22 protein-coding genes are annotated in these 23,343 nt (G+C 64.9%); 9 read left to right on the top strand and 13 right to left on the bottom strand.

The features are described from left to right. Nucleotides 1–11 precede the first annotated feature (11 nt). Entirely contained in the window at nt 12–650 is a 639-nt protein-coding gene (locus C5E10_RS13690) for an isochorismatase family protein (protein ID WP_104332112.1), read from the bottom strand. An 84-nt stretch (nt 651–734) separates the two neighbouring features. Here C5E10_RS13690 and C5E10_RS13685 point away from each other — a divergent pair, with 84 nt between their 5' ends. Beyond that, nucleotides 735–1,679 carry a GlxA family transcriptional regulator gene (locus C5E10_RS13685; RefSeq protein WP_104332111.1) on the top strand — a complete coding sequence of 315 codons (945 nt, stop codon included), beginning with the start codon at nt 735–737 and terminating at the stop codon, nt 1,677–1,679. Between the two features lie 360 nt (nt 1,680–2,039). Next, complete coding sequence (locus tag C5E10_RS13680) at nt 2,040–4,568, top strand: excinuclease ABC subunit A (RefSeq protein WP_104332110.1); 2,529 nt, start codon at nt 2,040–2,042, stop codon at nt 4,566–4,568. A 111-nt stretch (nt 4,569–4,679) separates the two neighbouring features. On the opposite strand, the gene C5E10_RS13675 is transcribed toward C5E10_RS13680, so the two are convergent. The 4 genes from C5E10_RS13675 to C5E10_RS13655 form a co-directional block, all read right to left on the bottom strand. After that, nucleotides 4,680–5,699 (bottom strand): helix-turn-helix domain-containing protein, encoded by a 1,020-nt coding sequence (locus C5E10_RS13675; protein WP_146080287.1) that lies wholly within the window; start codon nt 5,697–5,699, stop codon nt 4,680–4,682. A 79-nt stretch (nt 5,700–5,778) separates the two neighbouring features. Continuing rightward, nucleotides 5,779–6,330, bottom strand: coding sequence for a hypothetical protein (locus C5E10_RS13670; protein WP_146080286.1), 552 nt, complete (start codon nt 6,328–6,330; stop codon nt 5,779–5,781). A 332-nt stretch (nt 6,331–6,662) separates the two neighbouring features. Then, nucleotides 6,663–7,505 carry a hypothetical protein gene (locus C5E10_RS13660; RefSeq protein ID WP_104332106.1) on the bottom strand — a complete coding sequence of 281 codons (843 nt, stop codon included), beginning with the start codon at nt 7,503–7,505 and terminating at the stop codon, nt 6,663–6,665. A gap of 178 nt (nt 7,506–7,683) precedes the next feature. Next, nucleotides 7,684–8,058: a hypothetical protein gene (locus C5E10_RS13655; RefSeq protein ID WP_146080285.1), complete on the bottom strand. Its 375-nt coding sequence runs from the start codon at nt 8,056–8,058 to the stop codon at nt 7,684–7,686. Here C5E10_RS13655 and C5E10_RS19445 point away from each other — a divergent pair. Together C5E10_RS19445 and C5E10_RS13645 are read left to right on the top strand one after the other, a co-directional pair. Then, nucleotides 8,045–8,173: a hypothetical protein gene (locus C5E10_RS19445; protein ID WP_258071131.1), complete on the top strand. Its 129-nt coding sequence runs from the start codon at nt 8,045–8,047 to the stop codon at nt 8,171–8,173. The genes C5E10_RS13655 and C5E10_RS19445 overlap by 14 nt on opposite strands. Before the next feature lie 570 nt (nt 8,174–8,743). Next, nucleotides 8,744–9,046, top strand: a complete 303-nt coding sequence (locus C5E10_RS13645; RefSeq protein ID WP_146080284.1) for a hypothetical protein — start codon at nt 8,744–8,746, stop codon at nt 9,044–9,046. A gap of 13 nt (nt 9,047–9,059) precedes the next feature. Here the strand turns inward: C5E10_RS13645 and C5E10_RS13640 are convergent, their stop codons facing one another. Then, complete coding sequence (locus tag C5E10_RS13640) at nt 9,060–9,461, bottom strand: nuclear transport factor 2 family protein (RefSeq protein ID WP_104332103.1); 402 nt, start codon at nt 9,459–9,461, stop codon at nt 9,060–9,062. Between the two features lie 92 nt (nt 9,462–9,553). Here C5E10_RS13640 and C5E10_RS13635 point away from each other — a divergent pair, with 92 nt between their 5' ends. Beyond that, nucleotides 9,554–9,931 carry a helix-turn-helix domain-containing protein gene (locus tag C5E10_RS13635; protein WP_104332102.1) on the top strand — a complete coding sequence of 126 codons (378 nt, stop codon included), beginning with the start codon at nt 9,554–9,556 and terminating at the stop codon, nt 9,929–9,931. A gap of 2 nt (nt 9,932–9,933) precedes the next feature. Here C5E10_RS13635 and C5E10_RS13630 read toward each other — a convergent pair whose 3' ends face one another. Then, a complete protein-coding gene (locus C5E10_RS13630) occupies nt 9,934–10,329 on the bottom strand; it encodes a helix-turn-helix domain-containing protein (protein ID WP_104332101.1) in 396 nt (131 codons plus the stop codon). A gap of 64 nt (nt 10,330–10,393) precedes the next feature. Between C5E10_RS13630 and C5E10_RS13625 the strand changes: the two genes are divergently transcribed. Both C5E10_RS13625 and C5E10_RS13620 read left to right on the top strand, forming a co-directional pair. Beyond that, the gene (locus tag C5E10_RS13625; protein ID WP_104332100.1) at nt 10,394–11,230 is read left to right on the top strand and encodes an SDR family oxidoreductase; all 837 of its coding nucleotides are present in this window, start codon (nt 10,394–10,396) and stop codon (nt 11,228–11,230) included. 347 nt (nt 11,231–11,577) lie between these two features. Next, a complete protein-coding gene (locus C5E10_RS13620) occupies nt 11,578–11,799 on the top strand; it encodes a heavy-metal-associated domain-containing protein (RefSeq protein WP_104332099.1) in 222 nt (73 codons plus the stop codon). A gap of 147 nt (nt 11,800–11,946) precedes the next feature. Here C5E10_RS13620 and C5E10_RS13615 read toward each other — a convergent pair whose 3' ends face one another. The 6 genes from C5E10_RS13615 to C5E10_RS13590 all read right to left on the bottom strand — a co-directional run bounded on the left by C5E10_RS13615 (nt 11,947) and on the right by C5E10_RS13590 (nt 21,622). Next, nucleotides 11,947–13,530 (bottom strand): ABC transporter ATP-binding protein, encoded by a 1,584-nt coding sequence (locus tag C5E10_RS13615; RefSeq protein WP_258071140.1) that lies wholly within the window; start codon nt 13,528–13,530, stop codon nt 11,947–11,949. Nucleotides 13,531–13,634: 104 nt separating this feature from the next. Beyond that, the gene (locus C5E10_RS13610) at nt 13,635–15,353 is read right to left on the bottom strand and encodes an ABC transporter permease subunit (protein WP_181062774.1); all 1,719 of its coding nucleotides are present in this window, start codon (nt 15,351–15,353) and stop codon (nt 13,635–13,637) included. A 71-nt stretch (nt 15,354–15,424) separates the two neighbouring features. Further along, nucleotides 15,425–16,954, bottom strand: a complete 1,530-nt coding sequence (locus tag C5E10_RS13605; RefSeq protein ID WP_258071130.1) for an ABC transporter substrate-binding protein — start codon at nt 16,952–16,954, stop codon at nt 15,425–15,427. Between the two features lie 122 nt (nt 16,955–17,076). Next, complete coding sequence (locus C5E10_RS13600; RefSeq protein ID WP_104332096.1) at nt 17,077–19,326, bottom strand: cation-translocating P-type ATPase; 2,250 nt, start codon at nt 19,324–19,326, stop codon at nt 17,077–17,079. Continuing rightward, nucleotides 19,323–21,389: a cytochrome c oxidase assembly protein gene (locus tag C5E10_RS13595; protein ID WP_104332095.1), complete on the bottom strand. Its 2,067-nt coding sequence runs from the start codon at nt 21,387–21,389 to the stop codon at nt 19,323–19,325. Before C5E10_RS13595 ends, C5E10_RS13600 begins: the two co-directional genes overlap by 4 nt. After that, nucleotides 21,386–21,622, bottom strand: a complete 237-nt coding sequence (locus C5E10_RS13590; protein ID WP_104332094.1) for a heavy-metal-associated domain-containing protein — start codon at nt 21,620–21,622, stop codon at nt 21,386–21,388. The genes C5E10_RS13595 and C5E10_RS13590 overlap by 4 nt, the downstream gene beginning before the upstream one ends. 149 nt (nt 21,623–21,771) lie before the next feature. On the opposite strand from C5E10_RS13590, the gene C5E10_RS13585 reads away from it, so the two are divergent. Together C5E10_RS13585 and C5E10_RS13580 are read left to right on the top strand one after the other, a co-directional pair. Further along, on the top strand, nt 21,772–22,380 hold the full coding sequence (locus C5E10_RS13585; RefSeq protein WP_104332093.1) for a DUF5134 domain-containing protein: 609 nt from the start codon (nt 21,772–21,774) through the stop codon (nt 22,378–22,380). After that, nucleotides 22,377–23,318: a copper resistance D family protein gene (locus C5E10_RS13580; protein WP_104332092.1), complete on the top strand. Its 942-nt coding sequence runs from the start codon at nt 22,377–22,379 to the stop codon at nt 23,316–23,318. Before C5E10_RS13585 ends, C5E10_RS13580 begins: the two co-directional genes overlap by 4 nt. The last annotated feature ends 25 nt before the right edge of the window (nt 23,319–23,343 follow it).

Below are 23,343 nucleotides of genomic sequence, written 5' to 3'. Positions count from 1 at the left end.
CCCGCAGGGCCCTACTGGCGCGCCGCGAGCTCTGCGCCATACATGGCCGAGCTCGGGAGATTGCCTTTCGGCAGTGCCTCGCCTGCCTTCAGGGCCTGCGTCCATCCCTCTGTCGTCGACACCGCGGCGAAGTTCGACTGCAGGAGCGTCATGAGCGTGGTGTGCACCGTCTCGGCGGTCGCGAACCCGGCGCTATTGGCGATGTTGATCGCACCCGTCGCGTCGGAGAGGACTTCCGCCGCAATGTTGAGCTCCTCTGCCGCGGCGGACGAAGCGATGATGCAGTTGTTGGTCATGTAGCCGACGAACGTCACCGTGTCGACGCGCTGCTCCTGCAGCCAGGGGAGGAGGTCTGTTCCGGCGAAGACGGAGCTGTACTGCTTGACGACGCTCTTCCACTCTGACTGCTGGCGATCCGCGATTTTGGGGTGCAGAGCGAACTCAGGGGTGGTCGGGTTGAAGACCGGTGCCTGGTTGCCGGCAGTGTGCTGAACGGCGACGATCGGAATTCCGGATGCGGTGGCGGCGTCGATGGCGGCCGTGATGTTCGTCAGAGACTCTGCAACGGGCGGGAAATGAATCTCGAGCGGACCGGAGAAGTACTGCTGCTGCACGTCGACGAGGATGAGGGCTCTGCGCGGGGTTGTCATGGATTCATCCTCGTGTCGTTGGTGGCGCGACACCACTGGCGTAAATGCACGTTTACGATGGATTGAAGCCAGATCGGAGAGCGAATGAAGATTGCCGTCTACGCGTTCAACGGGGCGTCCCTGTTCCATCTCTCGGTGCCTCACCTCGTGTTCGACGAAGTCACGCGCAGCGGGGCAGCAGAGTGGGAGACCTGGCTGTTCTCCGAGCGGTCGGGGTCGATCCGCACGGCGGAGGGCTACACGATGGGCGGCGTGCAGGGGCTGCGAAGCGCAGAAGACGCAGACCTCATCGTCATCCCATCCTGGCTGCAAGATGGGATAGCTCCTGGTCGCACCCTCCTGAAGGTGCTCCGTCATCGGCATGCTTCGGGTGTCCCTATCGTCGGTTTGTGTCTCGGGGCGAACGCCCTCGCCGATGCCGGCTTCCTCGCGGGACGCACTGCGGTGACGCACTGGAAGAGCACGGAGGAGCTTGCGGCCCGGCACCCGGAGATCTCGGTCCAGCCTTCCGCGCTCTACCTCGACCACGGTGATGTCATGACCTCGGCGGGCACCGCGTCCGGCATCGACGCGTGCCTCCATATCGTGCGAACGAGGCTGGGTTCCGCCGTCGCGAACCAGGTTGCGCGGCATCTCGTCGTCGCGCCTCACCGGGAGGGAGGGCAGGCGCAGTACATCGCGAGGCCGGTTGCGGTGAAGTCCGCAGACGGGGCGATAGCTGCCGCCTGTTCATTCGCGCTCGAGCACCTGGCCGAGGAGCTCGACGTGCCTCGCCTCGCTGACGCGGCCCACATGAGCCAGCGTTCGTTCGTGCGCGCGTTCCGAGACTCGACTGGGGCGACGCCGGCGGCGTGGGTCAGGTCCCGGCGTCTCGATGAGGCGCGCACACTGCTCGAGACTAGCGACCTCCCCATCGACCAGATCGCCGCCGTTACCGGCTTCGGGAGCCCGGTCACGTTCCGGCAGAACTTCGTGTCGGCGTTCGGCAGCACGCCCTCCAGCTACCGGCGGCGATTCGATGCTCGGTGAGGCGCCGGAGTGCACCTGCCTGCGCGTTCAGCACTTGCGACGTTGCTGCGTGCTTGCGGTCAGCACTCAGCATCCACTTTCGTCGAGGCGATGGATGCTGTTCGCGGCGAAGGACACTCGGTCGCTCGAACCGGACGACGAAACGTCCACCCGCGAAGCGCACTTGGGCAAGTTCCGCAGCCTCGAACGCCACGGACTGATCACCCACTGCACGAGATCTGTGAGAACCAACTTTCGATGAGATCGCGCCTCGCAAGCTTGTTCGGATTCGGATTCGGATTCGGACAGCGGTCGAGCAGACGACTCGGCGTAGGTTTGGAGGATTCGATCAATTGAACGACAGCGGTGAGGGGCAATCAGATGGCCACCGGGCAGCCAGCTTCGATCAAGGTGCGCGGAGCTCGGGTCCACAACCTGAAGAACGTCGATGTGGATGTCCCGCTCGGGCAGCTCGTCGCGATCGCGGGGGTTTCCGGGTCGGGGAAGTCGTCGCTCGCCCTCGGCGTGCTCTACGCCGAGGGGTCACGCCGGTACGTCGAGGCGCTCTCGACGTACACGCGGCGGCGCATGTCGCATGCGACGCGTGCCACGGTGGATTCCGTGCAGCATGTGCCGGCCGCGTTGGCGCTGCGGCAGCGATCGAGCGTGCCCGGTGTGCGATCGACGTTCGGCACATCCACGGAGCTCCTGAACGTGCTGCGCGTGATGTTCTCCCGCCTCGGTTCGCACGTGTGCCCGAACGGGCACCGTCTCGCACCCACCATTGACGTGGCGGCGAACAAAGACCTGGTTTGCCCCGAATGCGGGGCCATCTTCTATCCACCGGGTGCAGAGTCCCTCGCATTCAACTCCGATGGAGCCTGCCCGGTATGTACCGGCACCGGCACTGTGCGCGACGTCGATGACGCGGCCCTCGTCCCCGACGCGTCGAAGACGATCGAGGGTGGCGCAGTCGCGCCGTGGGGGATGTTCGGGCTCGCCGTGATGCCCCAGGTCGTCGCCGAGCTCGGCGTGCGCATCGACGTGCCTTACCGCGAGCTGACGGAGCAGGAACGACAGATCGTGGTGGACGGCGAGGCCGTCAAGCGAGAGATCAGGGTGCCCTCGAAGACGGGGAAGCTCTTCGACCTCAACTTCACCTACCGCAGCGCGAGGCAGGCGGTGCGGGAGGCGATCAACAACGCGAGCAGCGAGGCCGGGCTCACCCGAGTGAGCCGATTCATCACGACGTACGGATGCACTGCCTGCCACGGCAGTCGCCTCTCGGACAAGGCGCTGGGCAGCGAGGTCGACGGCATCAACCTCGCCCAGGCGGCTCAGAAGAACCTCGAGGAAGTCCTCTCTTGGGTTTCGACGATCCCGAACTCGGTGGACTCGGAGCTTCGTCCCATGGCATCGCTGATAGCCGGGCAGTTCGCGGAGATGGGACAGCGGCTGGTGCAGCTGGGGCTGGGGTACCTGACGCTTGATCGGGCCAGCTCGACGCTGTCGACGGGCGAGCGTCAGCGGGTGCAACTCGCTCGCGCCGTGCGCAACGAGACGACCGGCGTGCTTTATGTCCTCGACGAACCGTCCATCGGTCTGCATCCCGCGAACATCGACGGTCTGATCGGGGTGATGCGGGATCTCCTCCGCGACGGCAACTCCGTTGTCCTCGTCGATCACGACGTGCAGGTTCTTCGTGAGGCTGACTGGATGATCGAGATCGGGCCGCGTTCGGGGGCCGCTGGGGGGACGGTGCTCGCCCAGGGTACGATCGCCACGATCGCAGCCGATCCGTCTTCACTGATCGGCGAGTTCCTGTCCGGGCGGGCTGAGATCGTCACGAGGGCGCGGAATCAGTCGGCAGAATTGTTCGCAGACGGGGCCGTGCGGCTTGCGACCTCCGCGGTGCACACAGTCCACCCCCTCGAGGTCAGCATCCCGAAGGGGCGACTCACGGCGGTGACCGGCATGTCCGGCTCTGGCAAGACCACCTTGGTTCTCGAAAGCCTCGTTCCGGCTATCACCGCCATCCACGAGGGCACGGGGCTCCCTCCGCATGTCCGCAGCCTTGACGCTGCTGGCTTGACGAGCGCCAACGTCGTCGACGCGACACCGATCGGCACCAACGTGCGATCGACCGTCGCAACCTACAGCGGGGTGCTCGACGATCTCCGTCGCCTCTTCGCGGCGACGCCCACTGCACGCGAAGAGGGCCTGAAGGCTGGCGACTTCTCGTACAACACGGGTTCGTTGAAGTGTCCCCGTTGCGAGGGCACCGGTCAGATCGTGCTCGATGTGCAGTTCCTGCCGGATGTCGACATCCCGTGCCCGGACTGCCACGGAAGCCGCTACCGGCCGGCCGCGGATGCCATCCGGATCCCAACGGGAACGGGAACGGATGCAGGGCAGCTGAGCCTGCCTGAGCTGCTTTCTGCCAGCGTCGCCGATGCTGGCGGACTGCTCGCGGACCATCCCCGGATCGCGAAGAAGCTGCAGACTCTCGTCGCGCTTGGGCTCGGGTACCTGACGCTGGGGGAGGACACTCCTGCGCTGTCTGGTGGGGAGGCGCAGCGGCTCAAGCTCGCAACGGAACTCGGTCGCAAGCACACGGGCACCCTCTTCATTCTCGACGAGCCGTCGGTGGGTTTGCATCCGCTGGATACGCGTGTGCTGTTGGGCGTCATCGATCGGCTTCTGGACACCGGTGCGACGGTCATCATCATCGAGCATGACCTCGACATGATCGCCAATGCTGACTACGTCGTCGATATGGGCCCGGGTGGCGGGACCGCGGGTGGTCGTATCGTCGCGACGGGCGCTCCGGAAGAGATCTCACGCAACCCGGAAAGTGTGACGGGGCGCTACCTCGCCTCGGTTCTGGAAGAGCCCCGCGCAGCTCAGTGAAGCGTGCGGGTCCAGTGAGAGGGGCTCGCGCTGACCTCAACGCCGACGATCACGACCGGAGGGCAACCTCACTTGGCATTGATGCGGTGTGATGGCGACGAGATTCAGAGGTCAGGGAGACTTATCAAGCGACGGGATTTCGTGGCGTTTTGTCAAGCTTTCGGCGACGATCTCCCGGGCGGACATGCCGTAGAAAAGCACCAACGCTCGTTTCAGCGCTTCGGTAGAGGCGAACCCGCTTGAAGCAGCAACATTCCCCAGCGACACTCGGCCGTTGGCCTCGAGCAGATGTTTTGCGCGAGCTGCGCGTCGTTCGCGGAGGAGACGAGAAGGTGTCAGCTGTGTGGGCGCAAGGACACGCTCGAGTGCGCGCCGAGTAATTCCGAGTTCAGCGGCGAGAGATTGGACAGTGAAGTCTGGGGCGGCGAAGCGCAACTCGACAAGCGCGCGAACGTCGTTCACCTTGACTGAACATTCCTCAGAGCGTGCAACGTCGGCTTCGACAAGAATTGCGCGAGCCAGCACTCGAAGCACCTCACGGATCGCATTCGAGCCAAGGGGGTGAGAGTCCTTTTTGGTTCCGGATAGCGAGGACAAGAAGGCGAAAGCCGGGGCGTGAACCGCCGACACTCCCGGAAAAACAAACTGAGAGCCCTGCCTTGCGACGTATGGGAGAAGTTCACGCTCGTCGAACGCGAAGACCACGCTCTCTACGCGGCCTGTGTGTTTCAGGTAGACAGGCTTCGCGTTCGGGTACAGGATAACGACGTTACCCTCCACGGGTGCGAGGTCAGCTGTCGAGGTGCCGATAGAGAGCATTCCTCGGTTCACGAAAATCACCAAGAAGCGTCGGCGAGTGCTGGCATAGGCTTTCCTCCACACGAAGGTGCCAGAGTCTGAGTCGACGCTTCCCACCACGAACGCGCTGAAGCGAAGAATCGCGAGATTCAGGCGGGTGGGCTTGTCCCCCTCAAGTACCTTGAAGCCCGCGGCCTCGATTTCATCTGCAGGAATACCGCCGTTGGCGCGCAGTCGTTGAGTTTCGTACCCGGGCAGATTCCGCCAGGCAAGATCCTTCCGGTAGTAGAACTGCTCAGATGTCGTCACTGTGACCTTTTCGATGGTTGACACCTCTCGCCGAGCACCCAGTCATGAGGCGCGGGAAGACTGTTCACCGATTTTCGTGGGGAATGGGGGATCGTGCGGTCGCCTAGAAGCAGAACTCCATGTTAGAGATCGAGATCCACTGCTCGCTGCCCCCGGCGGGAGGCGTCGTGGCCGCGTTCGAATATTCGAGCGTGAATGAGGTGACGTCGGCCGTTGCGTTGCTCAGGGTCACCTCGACAGTGCTCGAAGGCTCTGCCACCCAGTCCCCGCTGCGATTCCAGGGGGAAACGATTGTGCCAGCACCAGCGATCGCGGGGGTGGTCGTGTTCTGCCGGATCATGCTGCCCGTCGTGAATCCGGAGACGCCGAGGGCATCCGAGTATCCCGTTGTCGTATTGGCGCGCCCGAAGTCGTAGACCAGGAACTTCACTTGCCGGAGCGGTCGCGTGGAAGTGATCGTGAGGCGCTGCCGAGCCTGCACACCTGCCGTGGTGGATTGCTGCCAGAAACGCAGGGCGCCCACCGGGCCGGCTCCTGTGGTGGACACCGTGAGGGGATTGAAGTTCCCGTCGACGGCGGACGGATTCCGAGGCTCGCCCGCGAGCGTCTGCCGCGTCACGGTGATCGACGATGAGCTGTTGCTCGATGTCGCCACGGTTCCTGTCCTGACGTCGCCAACTCTGCTCGTGCCGATCCAGGACATGGTTCCGCATCTTCCCGGCGACGCGACGGCCAACGGGGACGCTACGGCTACGGCGATGATGGGTGCGCTCCACGCTGCCGTCGTGAGTACATTGCGTCGTGATGGGGTACGGGGCTCGTGCGACATGAAGACCTTACTGATGTCGCGCTCGATCGGGGAGGCGGCGCGGCTACGCACAGACGATACAAGCGTGAAAGTCCAGAGGATCAGTGCAGCGAACAGTGGACGCAATACCTCGACTATCTGACGCAAAACACCCAGTTCTGCCTCATCTGCGGTCCGTCCTAGCAGGACACCTGCGCGTCGAAGCGGAGGCCGCTGATCGAGACGAAGTGCCAACCTTGACGGCCGTCGAGCTGCGTGTATCGCATGGTGCTGCCAGACGGGAACGACGCGAAACTGAACTGGTCTCTCCAGGGGCCGCTGCCTGTGCTGAGAGTGCCGACAGACCGTCCGAAGGGATTGGCGATTGTGCCAGACCCCATGCCGGTGTCGCCCCCGGGTGCCGAGACGATCGACGTCGGAGGCACGCTGAACCCGACCGCGTCCCAGTAGTGAGGTCTCCACGCGGGCAAGTTCGCGCCGGAACTGATGTCGAAGATGTCGAACTGCACGTTGCTGGGGCTCACGGTCCTGCCTGTGCTGTCGAAGAACTCGAACGTCAGCTGCTGGCCATCGGCTCCGGTTCCGGAAGGGGAAGTCGTCCCTGTCTTTCGCTGGTTGAGGACAAGCGCACCGGCTTGTCCGAAGTCATTGAAGATGTAGTCTTCGCTGCCGTCGGCTGCCCACCCTCCGTTCCAACCAGACGCGGATTGCGACATGTTGAAGGTCGAACCATTCTGCGTAGCCGTGGTCCCGGCATCAAGTACGGATGTGATCCGAACCGTGTAGATCTCAGCTGTGTCTGGACTGGTGGCCTGCAGGATGATGGGGTTGCCCGCGCCCTGCCCGGTCGTGAACTGGGTCGTGAATGTGCCAGTCGGGCAGTTGTCCGACGCGGCTGCAGATGGGACGGCGATGGTCGCGGCAATTACGGGGGCGGTCCAGGCTGCGCCGGCAACAATGGTGCGACGCGAGACGCCGCTTCGGGCTTCTCGGGACTCGAGCTGTGTAAGACGCTGAGGCATTTGCTCTCCTTCAGATGAGTTGAGAGCTCAAGCTATGGGAATCCCCAAACCGAGCGAAAACCGATCCGCGATGTGCGTCGTGCCGTGGTCATTTTGCGACCAAACCGTTTGCCTGACTTCTGAGCGTTCTAGCTGTGTGGGCCTCTTGGGCTCTGGAAGACAAGGGTTGCGACGGTTGTCAGGATCGCGCGAGGTGATCCTGTGGAGAGAAGGGCGGCACCATGAGGCTCTCCTGGATGTTCTGATCCAGCGTTCCCGCCAGGTCGACGTCAGCGCTTTCCGTGAGCCAGGCAATCTGAAGTCCATCCTGGATGGCCATCGGGTGAGCGGCTGCTCGCTTCGGGTCGGGGTTGTCTCTGGTCAGATGGGCAGCTCGCCCCCCCCGCTCGAACGCTTCGACGGTCCCGCCTCGGACGCGGCGGTAGTTTTCACGGAAGTAGTCGTGAGCGGGATGGTCGCTATCGACAGCCTCGGCGGCACGGAGGATGGACAGGCGCATCAGGCCGGGGACGGTCGTGTTGTGCTCGGCGAGGTTCACGATGCCGCGGAGCACCCAGGCCTCCTACTTCGGCTGCGCCGCTCCGGATGAAGATCTGCCTGTCTCGCTGTGCACGGTACTCGAGAACCTCGAGGAGCAGCTCCTCCTCGGAAGTGAAGCGGTGCAGTAGGCCAGCGCGCGAGATGCCGCACGCCTCGGCGATCTCCTTGATCGACGACGCGTGGTGGCCCCGCTGACTGAAGCGTTCGATTGCTATCGAAACGAGCGCCTTCCGGCGGTCCTGCCCCTTCGGATAGCTACCACGAACGAGGGTTCAGATCTGAAACTGGATTCACCCTTCTTTCAAACACAATCTAGAACGGATACCAGTGTCGGCTTCTGTGTTGCGGTCAGTCTGCTTTAGACAGAGGAGTCCTGATGGCATACCGGAAAAGCACCGCTCTTCCCCGAGCGGTCGACACGCCCAGCCGCGAGCCCAGGCTCTTCGCGGCGACCTACACCTTCGCGACCTTCGTTGTGTTCATTGCGATTTTCACCCCTCAGTTCGGGTCCCGTCGGTCAAAGTTCAAGCATTCCTGGGCTTGGATGCCGCGCCGACGCAGCTTGCTCTCGTCACGAGCGCCGACTCCTTCGCACTGCTGTCGCAGCCGCTTGCCTGTCGACTCTCCGACCGCAGCACGTCGCGCGAGGATTGCGAGGCAACCTCCCGCTGGGCGCTGCGGCATTTTCTTCCCGGCTATTGGCGATAGACGTCAACGAGCGGGTCGTCGAGGACTGCAACGTGCTGACGGCCGCTGGCGTGACTGCGGGCATGGACCTCGCCATCCGGCTCGTCGTACGCTTCCGCGGTGATGAGTACGCCCACTTCCTCGAGCTTGGGGCCGAGTGCGGTCTGGAGCCGCCGTTCGGGGTCGCAGCTCTAGGGAAGGCGCCCCCTGAGGTGGTTGCGTTGTTGCGCGCCTTCCTGGCTCCTCTTAAGGAGGAGCTGCGTGCCCCCGCAGGATTCACGAGGGCAGCAGCCGCTTCCGCTTCACGCGATTGAGTCGCGAGTCAGATCACGCGCGACCCCAGAAGGCGTCTTCCGCTTCGCTGTTCTCCGAGAACAGGTGAGCTTCGACGATCTTGCCGTCCTTGATGGTGAGGAGGTCGATGCCAGCCATGTCCATCGAGGCGTCTGCTCGCTGGCCCGTGAAGCGAACGGGAACGGCCACAAGGTCGCCGTTGACCATTGCGGGGCCGGTGACCGCAAGCTGGAAAGTGCCCTGGCTCGCCTCCATCATGCCGCCGAGCAGGGCGCCGACGCCGTCGAGACCGTGGTGGGTGCCGGAGAACTGGTTGGCGCCAGGCTGGTTCCACACCACAGTCTCGCTGAACTGGGCCATGACGGTGGGGATGTCTCCCTGGCCGAGTGCGCTGAAGTAGGTTGCTGCAACGGATGCGGGGGTGGATGTGGTCATGGTGTCTCCTTCTTGAAGGGGCGGATTGGTGCCTGATTGCCCCTATAGTTTCAGAAGGTAACTTGTTACCTCAACGTAACTAAAGGAGATTTATGGAAACCGAGCAGCCTGCCTGGAACGTCATGCTCGAGACCTGTCCCTCGCGGACGTCCCTCGCGAAGATCGCGAACAAATGGACCGCCATGATCGTCATCGCACTCAGCGACGGTCCCGCGCGCTTCGGGGGGATTCGGCAGCGGGTCGACGGCATCACCGGCAAGGTGCTCACCTCCACACTGCGCGATCTCGAGCGGGACGGGGTTGTGGTTCGCACCGCGTACGCCGAGATGCCGCCGCGGGTTGAGTACGAACTCACCCCGCTCGGGCAGACACTGCGGGCTCCCCTCATTGCGCTTGGAACCTGGGCGGAACAGCACATCGAGCAGGTCCTGCAGGCTCGAAGCGCATTCGACCAGCGAGTGGGCCGTTGAGCTCAGGCTGAGCGTTGCGCTGCCAGTTTCGGGGCGTGAGTCTCGGATGCTGCTGGCGAGACTGCGACGTCCACGTCGGAGACTGCTGGCACCGAAAGGGCCCAGCTGTTCATCGCATCCAGAACTGACCTCAGCTGCAGGCCGACATCGGTGAGCTCGTAGACCACGCGAGGCGGGATCTCTGGGTACGCCGTGCGGGTGACCAGGCCGTTGGCCTCGAATCGACGCAGGCGGTTCGTGAGCGTGTGTGCGCTCATCCCCGGGAGGCGATCCTTGATCTCGGTGAACCGGAGAGGGCCCTGGAGGAGCTCACGCACGATGAGCGTGGCCCACGGGCCCTCGAGCAGCACAAGGAACCTAGCGACACCGCATTCGGGAGATTCATCGCATCGGGGCATGAGTTTCAGATTACGCTATTAGTGCACTTGATGTAACTGGTGCATCGTATGCACTAATGGACGCATGACCTACTTGATTCACGGCGCCACGGGCGCCCAGGGTGCCCCCGTTGTCGCAGCTCTCACCGCCGCTGGCCTCGTTGTCACCGCTGCTGTCCGCGCACCGAACTCCTACGAGGGGCCTGGAGCTGCGGTTGCCGTCGACTTCACCGACACCGCTTCCCTGACCGATGCCTACCGCGGAGTGGAAGGCGTGTTCGTTCACCTCCCCATCGGTTCTCCGGCCCAGCAACTCGCGGCAGCAACTGCCGTCGCCGACGCTGCTGAGGTATCGCGTCCGGCTCGAGTCGTGGTCTCCACGAGCGGATACACGCTCGAAGACCCGGAAAGCCCGCTGGCTGTGCTGGTGCGCCGGCTTGAAGAGGCCAACATCTCGACCGCCGTCGTCCAGCCCCGCCTCTACCTCGAGAACCTCTTGCTTCCTTTCGTAGTCGGGCCCGTGAAGGAACGCGGTGTTCTCAGCTACCCCATCCGTACGGATTACGCGGTGTCCTGGAGCTCCCACCTCGATGTCGCCGATGTCGTCGTTGGCCTTCTGCAGGACAGCTCGGTCACCGGAATCGTCGGCGTCGGTGCCCTCCCGGGTCTGCTCGGCGACGATCTCGCGCAGAGCTTCGCCGCACACCTCGGTCAGCCGGTGAGCTTCGAGAGCAGTGACCCGGACCAGTTCGGTAAGAGCCTCGTGCTGCTCATCGGACCCGGAGCAGAGCCGGTCGTCGACTCCTACAAGTGGCGCGCCACTCAGCCAGATGAGGCCATCGGCGAGGCGACGAGCGCGCAGCGCCGCCTCGGCATCAGCCCGCGGTCGGTCACCGAGTGGCTGGGGCAGATGGGCGTCTAGTCAGCGTCAACCGACGCGTGCCTGAAGCTGGGGGCGTTGCGGGCTCGGAATCGAGAGCCAGCAACGCCCGCCAGCGATGAGATGTAGGGTCCGGCGACGGTCATCGGGATAGTCGCAAGGCTGTCCGCCAAGGGTCACCTGAAGTGCGTGCGCAGCGTCGTCCGAGACGCCGGGATTCTTGAGCAATTCACTTCTGTGGCCCCGGGCATGCCGCTCACAGAAGTCAGAGGAGGGACTCCATTCAACGGGGAGTTCGCCTAGTCGTTCACGGGCGAAGCACGGCAGAGGCGTGATTGGATTCAACGGCGGGACGCACTCCAAGCTCCCGAATGATGCGAGGAGAAAACATGACGAACACTTGGGCAGCACCCGTCACTGGACTCACCTGCAATGGATGCGTCACCACCGTTACGTCGCAGGTCACTGAAATCGACGGCGTCACCTCGGTGAATGTTGAGCTCGTTCAGGGTGGCACCTCCACCCTGACGGTCTACGCTGACCGCGAGATCAGCGACGAAGAAGTTCAGGCCGCACTCACCGCCGGCGGAGCTTTCCAGCTCGCCCGCTAGCGCCACACCACCCGAGCGGGCCAGCCGGTGACCCCGGTAGTCCCGCTCGGTACTTCGGGTTCCGGACAAGCGCACGGCCGACTCATGCGCGCTGAGCCGCACCCAGTGCGTCCACAGTTAGTGGATGCTCGACCTTCCGAAGCGCGGTCAGCCCATGAGCCCGGTTGGAAGCCGTAGCGCGCCCCCAACAAGCGAGCGAAGCTCCTTCGAGTCCGGCGCCGAGAACCGCGACGCGGTCCAACCCCGCTCGACAACGCGCCCCCGCTCAAGGACGAGTAGCTCGTCGCAGAGCTCAGCCACAGCGGCGCTGTCATGGGTCACGAACACGAGCGCAACCCCAACTTCGTCTGACACGCTGCGGAGCAGCGAAAGGGTTCGCTCGCGAAGCACCAGATCCAAACTGCTCGTCGGCTCGTCGGCGAGGAGAACCGCCGGCCGGGGCGCTAGGGCTCGCGCCAGGCACACACGCTGAGCTTGCCCACCACTCAGCTCATCCGAGGTCATCGGCAGCACCTCGGGCGCCAGACCGACAAGGTCCACCAATTCCCGCGCGTACCTCCACGTCGCTTCCCGTCGCCCCAAAAGATCCCGTGCTGGCTGCAAAATGATGTCCTCCACGCACCGTCCCGGCGGCAGGCTCGCACGCGCATGCTGCGGAACATATTGAACAGTCCGCGCCAGCATGCGGCGGCCACGCCTCGACGTGTCCGCGGGCTCGCCGCGAAGAAGCAGCTTGCCCCCGGCCGGCGCAAGCGCACCCATCAATACGCGAAGCAGCGTCGACTTCCCCGCTCCCGACGACCCGAGAACCCCCATCCGTTGGCCGGCGCGCACGTCCACGTCCACGTCCACGAGGATCGGCTGCCCCGAACTCGAACGAACCGTCACGCCCGCCAGCTGCAGGATCGGAGCACCCGATGCACCCGCGGCAGCGGCAGGTATCGCACCGGCATCCAGCGCACCATCATCCGAAGCGCGTCCAGGCTTCGCCCCCGCCACCATGCGCGCCATCGCTGCCTCGCGCCGACGAGCAGCAGCAACCAAATCGGTCGTGGTGTCCGAACCGCCTACCTGCAGCTCCGCGTCACCCCGCAACGCGCGAGGCGTGAGGCTGTCCACCAGCGTTCCACCTTCGAAAACCAGGATGCGATCAGCGACCTCAGCCGCCAACGCAACGTCGTGCGTGATGAACACACCCGCACCGCCGCGCGCCGTGAGGGCAGGGAGCAGGCGAACAAGATCGCGCTGCGTCACCGCATCCAGTGCCGTCGTCGGCTCGTCGAGCACCGTGACAGCCGCATCACACGCGCAGGCGTAGGCGAAGGCCAAGCGCTGCAGCTGCCCTCCGGACAACTCGCCAGGAGCTCGCGTGCCAAGACCAGGCACCGAGGCCAGACCAAGCCGCTCCACCAAGGCGTTCCACTCACTGTCAACGGCTGCGCCCGTCAACCCGCGGGCGCGCAGCACATCGCGGACTTGGTCCCGAACCGGTCGAAGCGGGTTGAATGTCGTCGACGGATCCTGCCCCACATGGGCGACCACACGCCGGCGCCGATGGGCGACGGGAACTTGCGCGAGATCCGTTCCGTCAACGAAGACAGCACCCGAGACGCGAGCAGCAGGCGCCACCGTTCCAAGAATCGCAGATGCGTGGACACTCTTCCCGCTCCCCGACGCCCCGACGATCGCGCAGATCTGCCCCGGCGCAACTGCATACGAAACCCCAGCCACGACGTCAGAGCCCCCGAATGCCACCCCGAGCCCCACGACAGAGAGCCTGGGACGCTCGACGGAAACATCACTACCGTCACTCAGTGAGCCGGCCTCTGGCACGCTCACAGTGCGCCCGCCAGACGAGCACCCGGAGCATTCAGGCCGAAGTACGCGGCGACGAGAGCGAGCAGAAGCGTCGCGGCCACAGGCGACAGCATCACCCACGGCGCCGTCTCCGCGTATGGCAGCCCAGCTGCGATGAGGAGCCCCCAATCGGAAGACGGCTGCTGCGGTCCAAGCCCCAGAAAGGCCAGCGAGGTCAAAGCCAAGGCAACCGCAGGCAAGCGCAGAAACGCATGCTGCAGAAGACCAGGGATAGCTGCAGGCACCGTGTAACGAACAGCTAGCTGGAGCGGCCTGACACCCAGGAACGGGAGTAGCTGCCAGTAGGAGCGTGCGCGAATCTGCGCGAACGTTGAGGACGCGTGCTGCGCGAACGGCACCCACATGACTGCAGCCACCGCCACCGCCGCACCCCACGCGCTCGGCCCTAGCACCGTGGCCAGCAGCGCACCGACCACGATCGGACGCAACGCGACCGCAACATCCATCGGACCGGCCGCGAACGGCCCTAGCCAACTCGTGAGCACGCCAACGCAGAGGCAGACAAACACGACCCCTAGCGCGATCGCGATCGTCTCCACGGTGCCGTGCGCGAGCCTGGCGAGCACGTCTCGACCCAACGCGTCGGCTCCGAGGGGAAGCGCCAGCGAGGGCGGAGCGAGTCGCTCATGCGCCGAAGCCACCGGGTCCCGCGGGAAACCAACGCCGACGACCGCTATGAGCAGCCCGCCAGCTGCAGCTGGCACCGACCACGACTTCCATCCGCGGGCCGCAACTCCCCGCACGGCGACCGAAGCCGACGACGAAGTTGACGCTCGACGAAACGCCCGCCGCCCAAGACCACGGCTCACTGCGCCGACTGCAACAGCGACCAAGAACACCGCGAGCACGGCGCCCTGCAGGACGGGGACATCCTGGCCACGAACGGATGTCACCAGTAAACGGCCGAGCCCGGGCACCGCGAAGACAACCTCAACAGCCGCCGACCCGCCGACCAACGCGACCAATGTGATCCCCGCCTGCGGCAACAGTGTTGGCGAGGAGCGCTGGGCGAGCGCACCCGCGATCCGCGATCGACTGATACCACCCAACGTCCACGTCGCCACCCACGGCTCCCTGGCCGCCGTCGACAGCGTGTGCAGGCCGAGCCCCGCAAAGAAGGCCCCCGTGGGCACACCCAAAGCCAGCGCCGGAAGCACTCCAGCCAAAAAAGTGCCCCAGCCGTACGGCGGAAACCACCCCAACCAGACCGCCCCAACCAGCATGAGCAGAACTGCGTACAGAAAGCTGGGCAGCGCGGCCAGCAAACCAAGAACACCCGTTGCTCCCCGGGGGGAAGCCCCCTTGGCGTACTGCGTCAGAGCGGGCACCAGGACGCCAAGCGCGACGAGTGCGGCAACAAGAAAGGCTGCGCAGGCGAGCAGCAGCGACACCCCGAGGGCAGGGGTGATAAGCGAGAGAACGCTCTCCTCGCGCGCCCAGGAAGTCCCCCAATCACCGCGCAGCACCCCAACGAACCATCCACAGAGAGAAGCAATCGGTGACTCGTCCAAGCCGAGTTCAGCGCGGACTGCTTCCACCACTTCTGGAGTTGGTGCGCGATCCCCGTACCGCTCGCGAAGAATCGTCATCGCCGGATCGCGGACGGAAATCCAGGGCAGAAGCCCGATCAACGCAAGCGCGGCTCCGAACGACAGTCCGCGCGAGCAGAGCTCCACGAGCCCGAACCGCCGCCGTCGACCGAAGCCCAGCGTCGCCGAAACGGCGCGCCGGGCTCCAGCCGCAACGGTCACCGAACTGGCACAGTCGTGTCGACGGTCACCATGACGCGATCGCGCGGGTCCAGGATGAGGTTCTCGACGCCAGGGGCAACCCCGAAAATGCTCTGCGGGTGCGCAAACGGAATAACCGCGTCCGTGGCAAGAATCTGCGCCTCCGCCAGAAGAACGAGACGGTTGCGTTCCTCCCCCGGAGGGGTCGCGTCCGCCCTGTCGAGCGCCGCATCCACCTCGGCGTCGCACAGCTTCGCGAGGTTGTATGTGCCGTCGCAAGAGAAATCGGCGCGGAAGAACGAGACGGGGTCGCCGGAGTCGAGCACCGTGTTGCGCGACTGGATGAACAGATCGAACGCGCCAGACAGCGCATCCTCCTCAAGGTACTGATACTCGCGTGTCACCTGCTCGACCGTGAACCCGACAGCCTCGAGCTGCTGAGCAACCAGGGACAGCACGTCAGGCAACTCCTGCCGTTCCGTGAACGTCGCGATCGTGATCTTGGTTCCCCCCGGAACGACCGCCGCAGGTGCGCGATCGGCATTCAGCGTCGTGTACTCGGAGCCCTCGCGCAGAGGGGCAGCCCAAGCGAGCGCTGGCCCGAGCAAACCGTCGGCCCGATCGGCTTGTCCGCCATACGCCGTCTCGATGATCGCGTCTACGTCGATGGCCTCGCGAGCTGCGGCCCGGATCGCGGGGTCAGCGAACGGCCCGGAGGCTGTGTTGAAGTCGATCATGTTCGTGCGAGTCGTCGGGCTCACTTGGTACTGGTCTTCGGTGAGCTGCGACAGCTGTCCCGCCGCGAGGCCCTCCACAACGTCGGCGGTCCCCGAACGCACAGCGGCGAGCCTCGTGTTCGCATCCGTCACGAAGTCGATGTCGACGCCCGCGAGCTTGGCCGTTCCGCCCCAGTAGTCATCGAACCGATCGAACGTGGCGCTCGTGACGCCATCGAGCTCGGTCAGGGCGAACGGCCCAGTCCCGGTCCCGAGCGGGTCGACAGTGCCGTCCTCGAGATACGCGGCAGGCGCCAAGATCGGCAGCTGCGGGCTCGTGAGCAGCTGCGGAAGCAGGGATGTCGCCGGAGAACCCGTCACGAGCACATCCGTGCCGTCCACCTTCGCCGACAACGTCAGCCCGTCAAGTACACGAGGCTTCGGTGTCGCGGCCTCAGCAGAGTTCAACGCCGCAGCAGCGACCTCCGGTGTCATCTCCGAACCGTCTTGGAAACGCACTCCGTCGCGCGGCGTGAATCGCCACGTGCTCTCGTCGATCTGCTCCCACGCGGTGGCCAACCCCGGCTGCAGTTCTCCGTTTTCGTCCAACGTGACCAGCGTCTCAAACGCCCCCACCCGGGTCATCTTGAAAGCGTCGTCACTGAACGGCGAAAGTCCCGCGCCGGGCGCGAGCACATTCACGAGCTGCAGGCGAGCATCCGCCGATTCTTCCTCGACGGGTGCTCCGCCAGCGCATCCCGCAAGGGTCACACCGACCAGGGCTGTGGTCGCAATGGTCAGCGCGAGCCGGCCGGGCGTCTTCCTCAACACATCTATCTCCTTTGTCTCCAGCTGCAACAGTACTCGGATATCTACATGATGTAGTTATACGAGGTCTGAGCCAGGCAACTCCGGGCTGTCCCTCACTGGATGGTGATTCGAAGGATGTGCGCTTAGCGCTGCTGGCGGAAGTTCTGCAGGCGCAGGCTGTTGGAGACCACGAGCACAGAGGACAGCGCCATCGCCCCGGCGGCGATGAGGGGGTTGAGGAAGCCCGCGGCGGCGATCGGAATCGCTGCGATGTTGTACGCGAATGCCCAGCCGAGGTTCATGCGGATCGTGCGGAGCGTCTTCCGGGACAGCGCCACCGCGTCCGGGATGACGCTGAGGCTGTCGCGCACCAGGATGATGTCGGCCGAACGGAGGGCGATGTCGGTTCCGGAAACCAGGGCCATGCCGAGATCCGACGCGGCGAGCGCGACGGCGTCGTTGATGCCGTCACCGACCATGGCGACACGCTCGCCTCGGGCTTGCAAGTCACGAACCACATCTGCCTTCTGTGAGGGAAGTACCTCGCTGAACACTGTGGTGATGCCGAGCTCCTCGGCAATGCGGTTCGCCGCGATCGGTGCATCCCCGGTGACGAGCGCGGTGCGGAGGCCCTGCCGGTGCAGCGCGTCGATCGCTTCCTTCGCACCAGGCTTGATCGTGTCGCTGAGCCCGATGTGGCCCACAAGCTCGGCGCCGACGGCGACGAGGACCGGGGTCTCCGCCCTCGGAGCGCTCGCCGAGAGCGCAGGGCCTGCGGCGGTCACATCGATGCCGTTCTCTCGCAAGAGGGCCGGGTTGCCGATGAGAACATCCGCGCCGTCGATCGTGGCTCGCGCGCCCCGTCCCGGATAGGTGATGAAGTCGCTCAGGGCAGAGAGCTCCCCGGCTCGAGTGCGGGCTTCGTCCTGGATCGCCCGGGCGATGGCATGCTCCGAGCCCTGCTCGACGGAAGCGGCGATGCGCAGGATCTCCTGGTGCGACGGCGCGTGGGCCCCGATCGATGTCACGGTGGAGACCGTCATGCGTCCCGTCGTGAGCGTGCCCGTCTTGTCGAGCAGGACGGTCGTGATCGTGCCGCTCGCCTCGAGTGCATCCTGTCCCTTGACGAGGATGCCGAGGGAAGCGCCGCGCCCGATCCCGACCATGAGTGCCGTCGGGGTAGCAAGCCCGAGCGCGCAGGGGCACGCGATGATCAACACGGCGATGCCGATGCCAAAGGCCTGCTGGAAGGGGGTTCCTGCGAGTGTCCACCCAATCGTGACCAGTATCGCGAGCGAGATCACGGCCGGGACGAACCACGTCACGATGCGATCGACCAGCGTCTGCACATTCGCCTTGCGAGCCTGTGCTGACTCGGCCATCGCTGCCATCTGTGCAAGCTGCGTGTGCGCCCCCACGGAGGTGGCGCGAACTTCGAGGCGCCCATCCGTGCTGATCGTTCCGCCCACCACGAGGTCCCCGGCAGCGACTGGAACGGGTGCGGGCTCGCCTGTCAGCATGCTGGTGTCGATGGCAGCTCGTCCGTCGACGACCGCTCCATCCGCGGGAATCGTCTCGCCGGAAAGGACGACGAAGTGGTCGCCCACACGGAGTGCAGCGGCGGGCTCGACGGTCTCGACTCTGTCCCGGACGACGCGTACATGGGTGGCTGCGAGGCTGTTCAAAGCCCCGAGTACGTCGCCGGCCTTCCGGCGAGAGCGAGTCTCAAAGTACCTGCCCGCCAACTGGAACGTCGTCATACCGGCGGCAACGTCGAGGTACAGCGAATCAGCACCCTCTGGTGTGACGCCGAAGCCGAGCCAGTAACCGGAGCCTTCACCGCCGAGCCCGAAAAGCAGCGTCGCGACGGCCCAGCCGAACGAGGCGACGATCCCGAGCGAGACGAGCGTGTCCATGCTCACGTTGCCGTGGCGGAGGTTCTTGATCGTGGCCCGGTGGAAGGGCCAGGCAGCCCACCAGACGATCGGAATGGCCAGTGCGACGCAGAGCCACTCCCAGCCGGGGAACCTCCATCCCGGGACCAGGGCTAGCACGATCGTGATGTCCATCAGCGGAACCGTGAGGATCGCTGCGACGAGCAGGCGGCGACGCAGTGAGGTGATGCGGATCTCCGTCGCCCTCCGGGACCAGGCGTCGTCGGCGTCGTCGTGGACGCGAGCGGAGTATCCCGCCTTCTCGACGCGGCCGACGAGTTCGGCAGCTCGCGCCTCGTCCACTCCCGTGACGAGGGCACGCTCGGTCGCGTAGTTCACGCTGGCGGTCACCCCGTCGAGCTCATTGAGTGCTCGCTCGACGCGACCCGCGCAGGCGGCGCACGTCATCCCCGAGATGTCGAGCTGAATGGGTTCGCTCAGCTGCAGCTGGGTGGTCATTTTCGCGTCTCCTGGTTTTTGTCTGTTTTCAACTGCTGCGAAGAAAGCTGCCCAGCTTGTCGGTCTGTCAGGCGCTGGAGCATCCTGTTGTATGCCTCGAACTCGTCGTCTCGGCCAGTATCGAAGTGACGGTCCTTGCGCTTCGCTTCACGGGCATCCTGACGGGACCACTGGATGCTGAGCGAGATGATCACGAGCAGAAGCGGGAGTTCCCCACCGGCCCATGCGACGCCGCCGCCCATGTACTGCGACGCGCGTAGATCAGCCCACGGCAGGTCGAGGTAGCGGTAGAAGTTCTCGGCGATGATCGTCGGCATCGACATGAGGATCACGCCGAAGAAGGCATGGAACGGCATCGCGGCCAGGACGAAGCCGAGCTTGCCGATGTGCGGCAGCGGCCGGGGCGGCCGATCGACGCCGATCACGAGGCCGTAGAAGAGGTAGCCGGCGATCAGGAAATGCAGGTTCATGAGCTGGTGAGCCCAGTGGAAGCGCATGTACTCGCCGAAGATGCCGGTGAAGTAGAGGCCGTAATACGAGCCGACGAACAACGCGAAGACCAAGAGCGGGTTGTAGAGGAAGTTCAGGCCCCGCCAGTGGAGCAGCCAGGTGATCCACTCGTGGGGGCCCGCGATCTCCCCGCGGCTCGCCGGGATCGCCCTGAGTAGCAGAGTGATGATCCCGCCCATCACGAGCAGGATCGGCGCGAGCATGTTGAGGCTCATATGGACGATCATGTGGATGCCGAAGTCGGGCGCGGAGTACTTCCCGAAGCCCGAACTTGTTGCGAACACCACGACGGCCCAACCGAGAACCCAGGCGATCGTCCGGCCGACCGGCCAGTGGTCCCCTCGGCGGCGCATGGACAGAACCGCAAAGAGGTAGACGCAGACCGCGAGCACAGCGATCGCGACGAACAGGATGTTGGGGCGCCAGGCGGTGAACAGCACCAGCGCTGTGGGGGCTTCCGGCACCTCGAACCCCATGAAGATCTGCGAGATGCTGGTCGGTTGGAAGTAGCTCGGCGGTGGGACTCGCGTCATGGCGGTAGAGACACCCATCCACGCGAACATGGCGACAGCGCTGACGGAGAGCGCGATGGTGATTCCGCGATCGGTGAGCGCGCTACGGCGTCCTGCCACGAGTGTGACGAGCACGGTCAGGACAACGACGAGCAGGCAGACCCAGCCTGCGACGATCTGCCAGCCGGTCATGGATGCGAAGAGGCCTGTGCCAGCGAGCTTGAACCAGGCGAGCAGCAGGTCGGCGAGGATGATGACGGGGAGGCCGAAGAGCATCGTCTTGAGGAGCCGCAGGCCGGGTCCCGGCGGCACGAGCCGCCCCGTCGCTGACCGGATGGCGACAACGATGAGGGCTCCGAAGAGCCCCTGGATCAGGAGCGTCTGGATGACGGCCGCGTCTCCTGCGAAATCGTGATCGGGGCCCACGAGTACCTGCCCGACAACGACGGGAGCGAGTATCCCGAATCCGCTCGCCCACGCTGCAGGCAGCAGGCCGGTCCAGCGAGTGGCGAACGTGGCGGAGGCCACGGTGACCAGGGCGGCGACGAAGGAAAGTGTCCACGCGGCGGGGAACGCGCTGGCCTCGAAGAGGAACGCGAAGGCTCCAGGTTCGGTGATGCGCTGGAACGGCATGCCGGAACTGTCGAGCATGTCGAAGAAGACCATCGCGCCGGAAGCGGCTCCCCAGAGGCCCGCCGATCGGAGGAGGATGGACATCTCGAGGCTGTCGCGCAGGGCGATCGACTTCTTCCCTCGTGCGTCACGGAAGAAGAGCAACGAAACCAGTGATCCGACAGTTACTGTCGAGGAGGCCAGGGCGATGCCGTGTCCTATCGCCGTTGAGACTGCGACGTCGGTGCCGGGGAAACGGACGAAAATCTGCTCGTAGGGGTCGGCGCCGAGCGCGGCGGAGGTGATGATCGCGGGCAGCAGCAGGAGTGAGCAGCAGGTCGCAACGATCAGCCAGACGATCCAGGGGTTTCGGGTGACGACGGGATGAGTCGGTGCTACTGGGGTCTTGACGGGAGTTGCGGTGCTCACGCCGACGGGGCGGTCGCCTGAGTCGCCGTGAAGCCCGCGACAGCCACTGCTGCGAGGGCGTCCGCTGGGGCCAGCTGGCCGTCGTGCGTCAGGCGAACAAGACCCGATGCTGCGTCTGCTGTCGTGACCTGAACGCCACTGATCCGGTGCAGCTCTTCAGTCACAGCGCGCTCGCAATGTCCGCATGTCATTCCGGTGACCTGAAGTTCAAGCTCGTGCACGATGAATCTCATCTCTCTGAGGGGTGGGACGCTCGATCTTAACTCTACGTCAAGTCGAGCTATGTGGTAGACAAGATAGCTACAACTTGTAGATTTCAGAACTCGTGGGAGAGTGGCGCCTCGGTGACTGCAGGGTCGAGCAACATTGGTGTCGAGGGTGCATGATCACGGCACCGTTCTGGCAGTGGGGCCTGTCCGCTCTCTTCGCCGCGACAGCCGCGTGGGCCTTCGCGGCAGCCTTTCGAAACTCGAGCTTGGTACACCGCACCAGTCACGTGCTGCACGGTGTAATGAGTCTGGGCATGGTCGCCATGTGTTGGCCGTGGTGGACGACGTTGCCGGCCGTCCCGCAACTGATCTTCTTCTCATCCGCGGGCGCCTGGTTCGTTGCTCTTGCCTGCGCGGCAGTTCTGTCCAGGGGGTCCGCTCAGTCGAAGATGCGGCACGATCTCGAGCATGCCGTGATGATGTTCGCAATGGTCTGGATGATCGCAGCCATGGAGAGCCCGGGCGGGGCTGCACAACCCGGTACCCACGAACATGAGCACGCGATGGACGGATTGACCGCCGCTATAGGGGTCGCCGTGCTTGTCGCGCTGGCGGTTCAGGTCGTCCTCGGAGTCGTCGACCTCGTCGAGGCTCGGCCGGGCTCCGTGGGCGCTCCCAGCAATGAGACGACCGCGGGCTCGCAGATGAACCTCGTCGGCAGCGCCAATCTCGCGATGGCGGCCGGTATGGCCATCATGTGCTGGGTCATGGTGTTGGGATGATCGACCTGCTCCTGGCTGACCCTTTCGCGAGCGCATCCCCCTCCGCGGAGGCAGCGTTGCAGATCGCGGCCGGGTTGTTCTACCTGGCGCTGCTCACAATGACAGGCCTCGTGGTGTTCGATGTCGCCATTCTCACGGGTGAGTCGGGGTTCCGGTTCCGAAGGGGGATCGTTGGTGCAGGGGCGATCGCCGTGCTTACGGTGCTGGCGTTGGTGCCGCTGACCGCGCTCCGCATCGCCGCGGAGCCGCTCAGCAGCGCACTGACGTCGATGGCGTGGACGTCTACGGTGCTGCCGTCGACGAGGCTCACGGCCGTTCTTGTTTCCGGCGGTGTACTGCTCGTGACCCTCTTCGTGTTCTGGCGGGCCCGCTCTGCGCGGCCATTGGCTCTCTGTGGAGCGTTGCTCGTGGTGAGTGTGCCGGCGTTGGAAGGGCACACCCGGAGCGTCCAACCGCTGTGGGTGATGGTGGGTGCCGATATCGTTCACCTTCTCGCTGCTGCCGTCTGGTGCGGAGGTGTGCTCGGCTTGCTTTGCCTGGTCACACCGCGTCGACATTTCAAGGGCGGGCAGCGCGGCGCCCGCGCGATCGAAGTCGCCGACGTCGTCGCACGATTCTCCACGGTGGCGTTATGGGCGCTCGTGGCCGTCGCCTGTTCGGGTGTACTGATGGGGGTCCTCATCCTGGGAGATCCGCTGCTGGTGCTGAGTACCTCCTACGGACGGTCTCTCCTCGTCAAGATGGGCCTCGTCGCCTCCGTTGTCGTCCTCGCGGCCTGGAATCGCCGATCGCTGTCAGGTTGGGTGGCGGGTCGGAAAGAGGAGGAACAGCGCCTACAGCGGCTTCGGCGAACACTCCTCACGGAAGCTCTGCTGCTCATCGCCGTCGTTGCCGTCACCGGAGTTCTCACCTCCGGCAGCCCTTCGCACTCTCACTGAAAGGGATCGATCCCTCGAGTGTTGA

It is taken from the genome of Pseudoclavibacter sp. RFBG4, from assembly GCF_002931515.1.
GTDB lineage: Bacteria > Actinomycetota > Actinomycetes > Actinomycetales > Microbacteriaceae > Pseudoclavibacter.
Note: the sequence above shows the minus strand (reverse complement) of the source record. Positions and strands in the feature narration are given on the sequence as shown.

Excerpts from the sequence above, each read along its gene's own strand:
- C5E10_RS13690 (WP_104332112.1), bottom strand. The coding sequence starts at position 650 with ATGACAACCCCGCGCAGAGCCCTCATCCTCGTCGACGTGCAGCAGCAG.
- C5E10_RS13685 (WP_104332111.1), top strand. The coding sequence starts at position 735 with ATGAAGATTGCCGTCTACGCGTTCAACGGGGCGTCCCTGTTCCATCTC.
- C5E10_RS13680 (WP_104332110.1), top strand. The coding sequence starts at position 2,040 with ATGGCCACCGGGCAGCCAGCTTCGATCAAGGTGCGCGGAGCTCGGGTC.
- C5E10_RS13660 (WP_104332106.1), bottom strand. The coding sequence starts at position 7,505 with ATGCCTCAGCGTCTTACACAGCTCGAGTCCCGAGAAGCCCGAAGCGGC.
- C5E10_RS19445 (WP_258071131.1), top strand. The coding sequence starts at position 8,045 with ATGCCGCGGAGCACCCAGGCCTCCTACTTCGGCTGCGCCGCTCCGGAT.
- C5E10_RS13640 (WP_104332103.1), bottom strand. The coding sequence starts at position 9,461 with ATGACCACATCCACCCCCGCATCCGTTGCAGCAACCTACTTCAGCGCA.
- C5E10_RS13635 (WP_104332102.1), top strand. The coding sequence starts at position 9,554 with ATGGAAACCGAGCAGCCTGCCTGGAACGTCATGCTCGAGACCTGTCCC.
- C5E10_RS13630 (WP_104332101.1), bottom strand. The coding sequence starts at position 10,329 with ATGCCCCGATGCGATGAATCTCCCGAATGCGGTGTCGCTAGGTTCCTT.
- C5E10_RS13625 (WP_104332100.1), top strand. The coding sequence starts at position 10,394 with ATGACCTACTTGATTCACGGCGCCACGGGCGCCCAGGGTGCCCCCGTT.
- C5E10_RS13620 (WP_104332099.1), top strand. The coding sequence starts at position 11,578 with ATGACGAACACTTGGGCAGCACCCGTCACTGGACTCACCTGCAATGGA.
- C5E10_RS13600 (WP_104332096.1), bottom strand. The coding sequence starts at position 19,326 with ATGACCACCCAGCTGCAGCTGAGCGAACCCATTCAGCTCGACATCTCG.
- C5E10_RS13590 (WP_104332094.1), bottom strand. The coding sequence starts at position 21,622 with ATGAGATTCATCGTGCACGAGCTTGAACTTCAGGTCACCGGAATGACA.
- C5E10_RS13585 (WP_104332093.1), top strand. The coding sequence starts at position 21,772 with ATGATCACGGCACCGTTCTGGCAGTGGGGCCTGTCCGCTCTCTTCGCC.
- C5E10_RS13580 (WP_104332092.1), top strand. The coding sequence starts at position 22,377 with ATGATCGACCTGCTCCTGGCTGACCCTTTCGCGAGCGCATCCCCCTCC.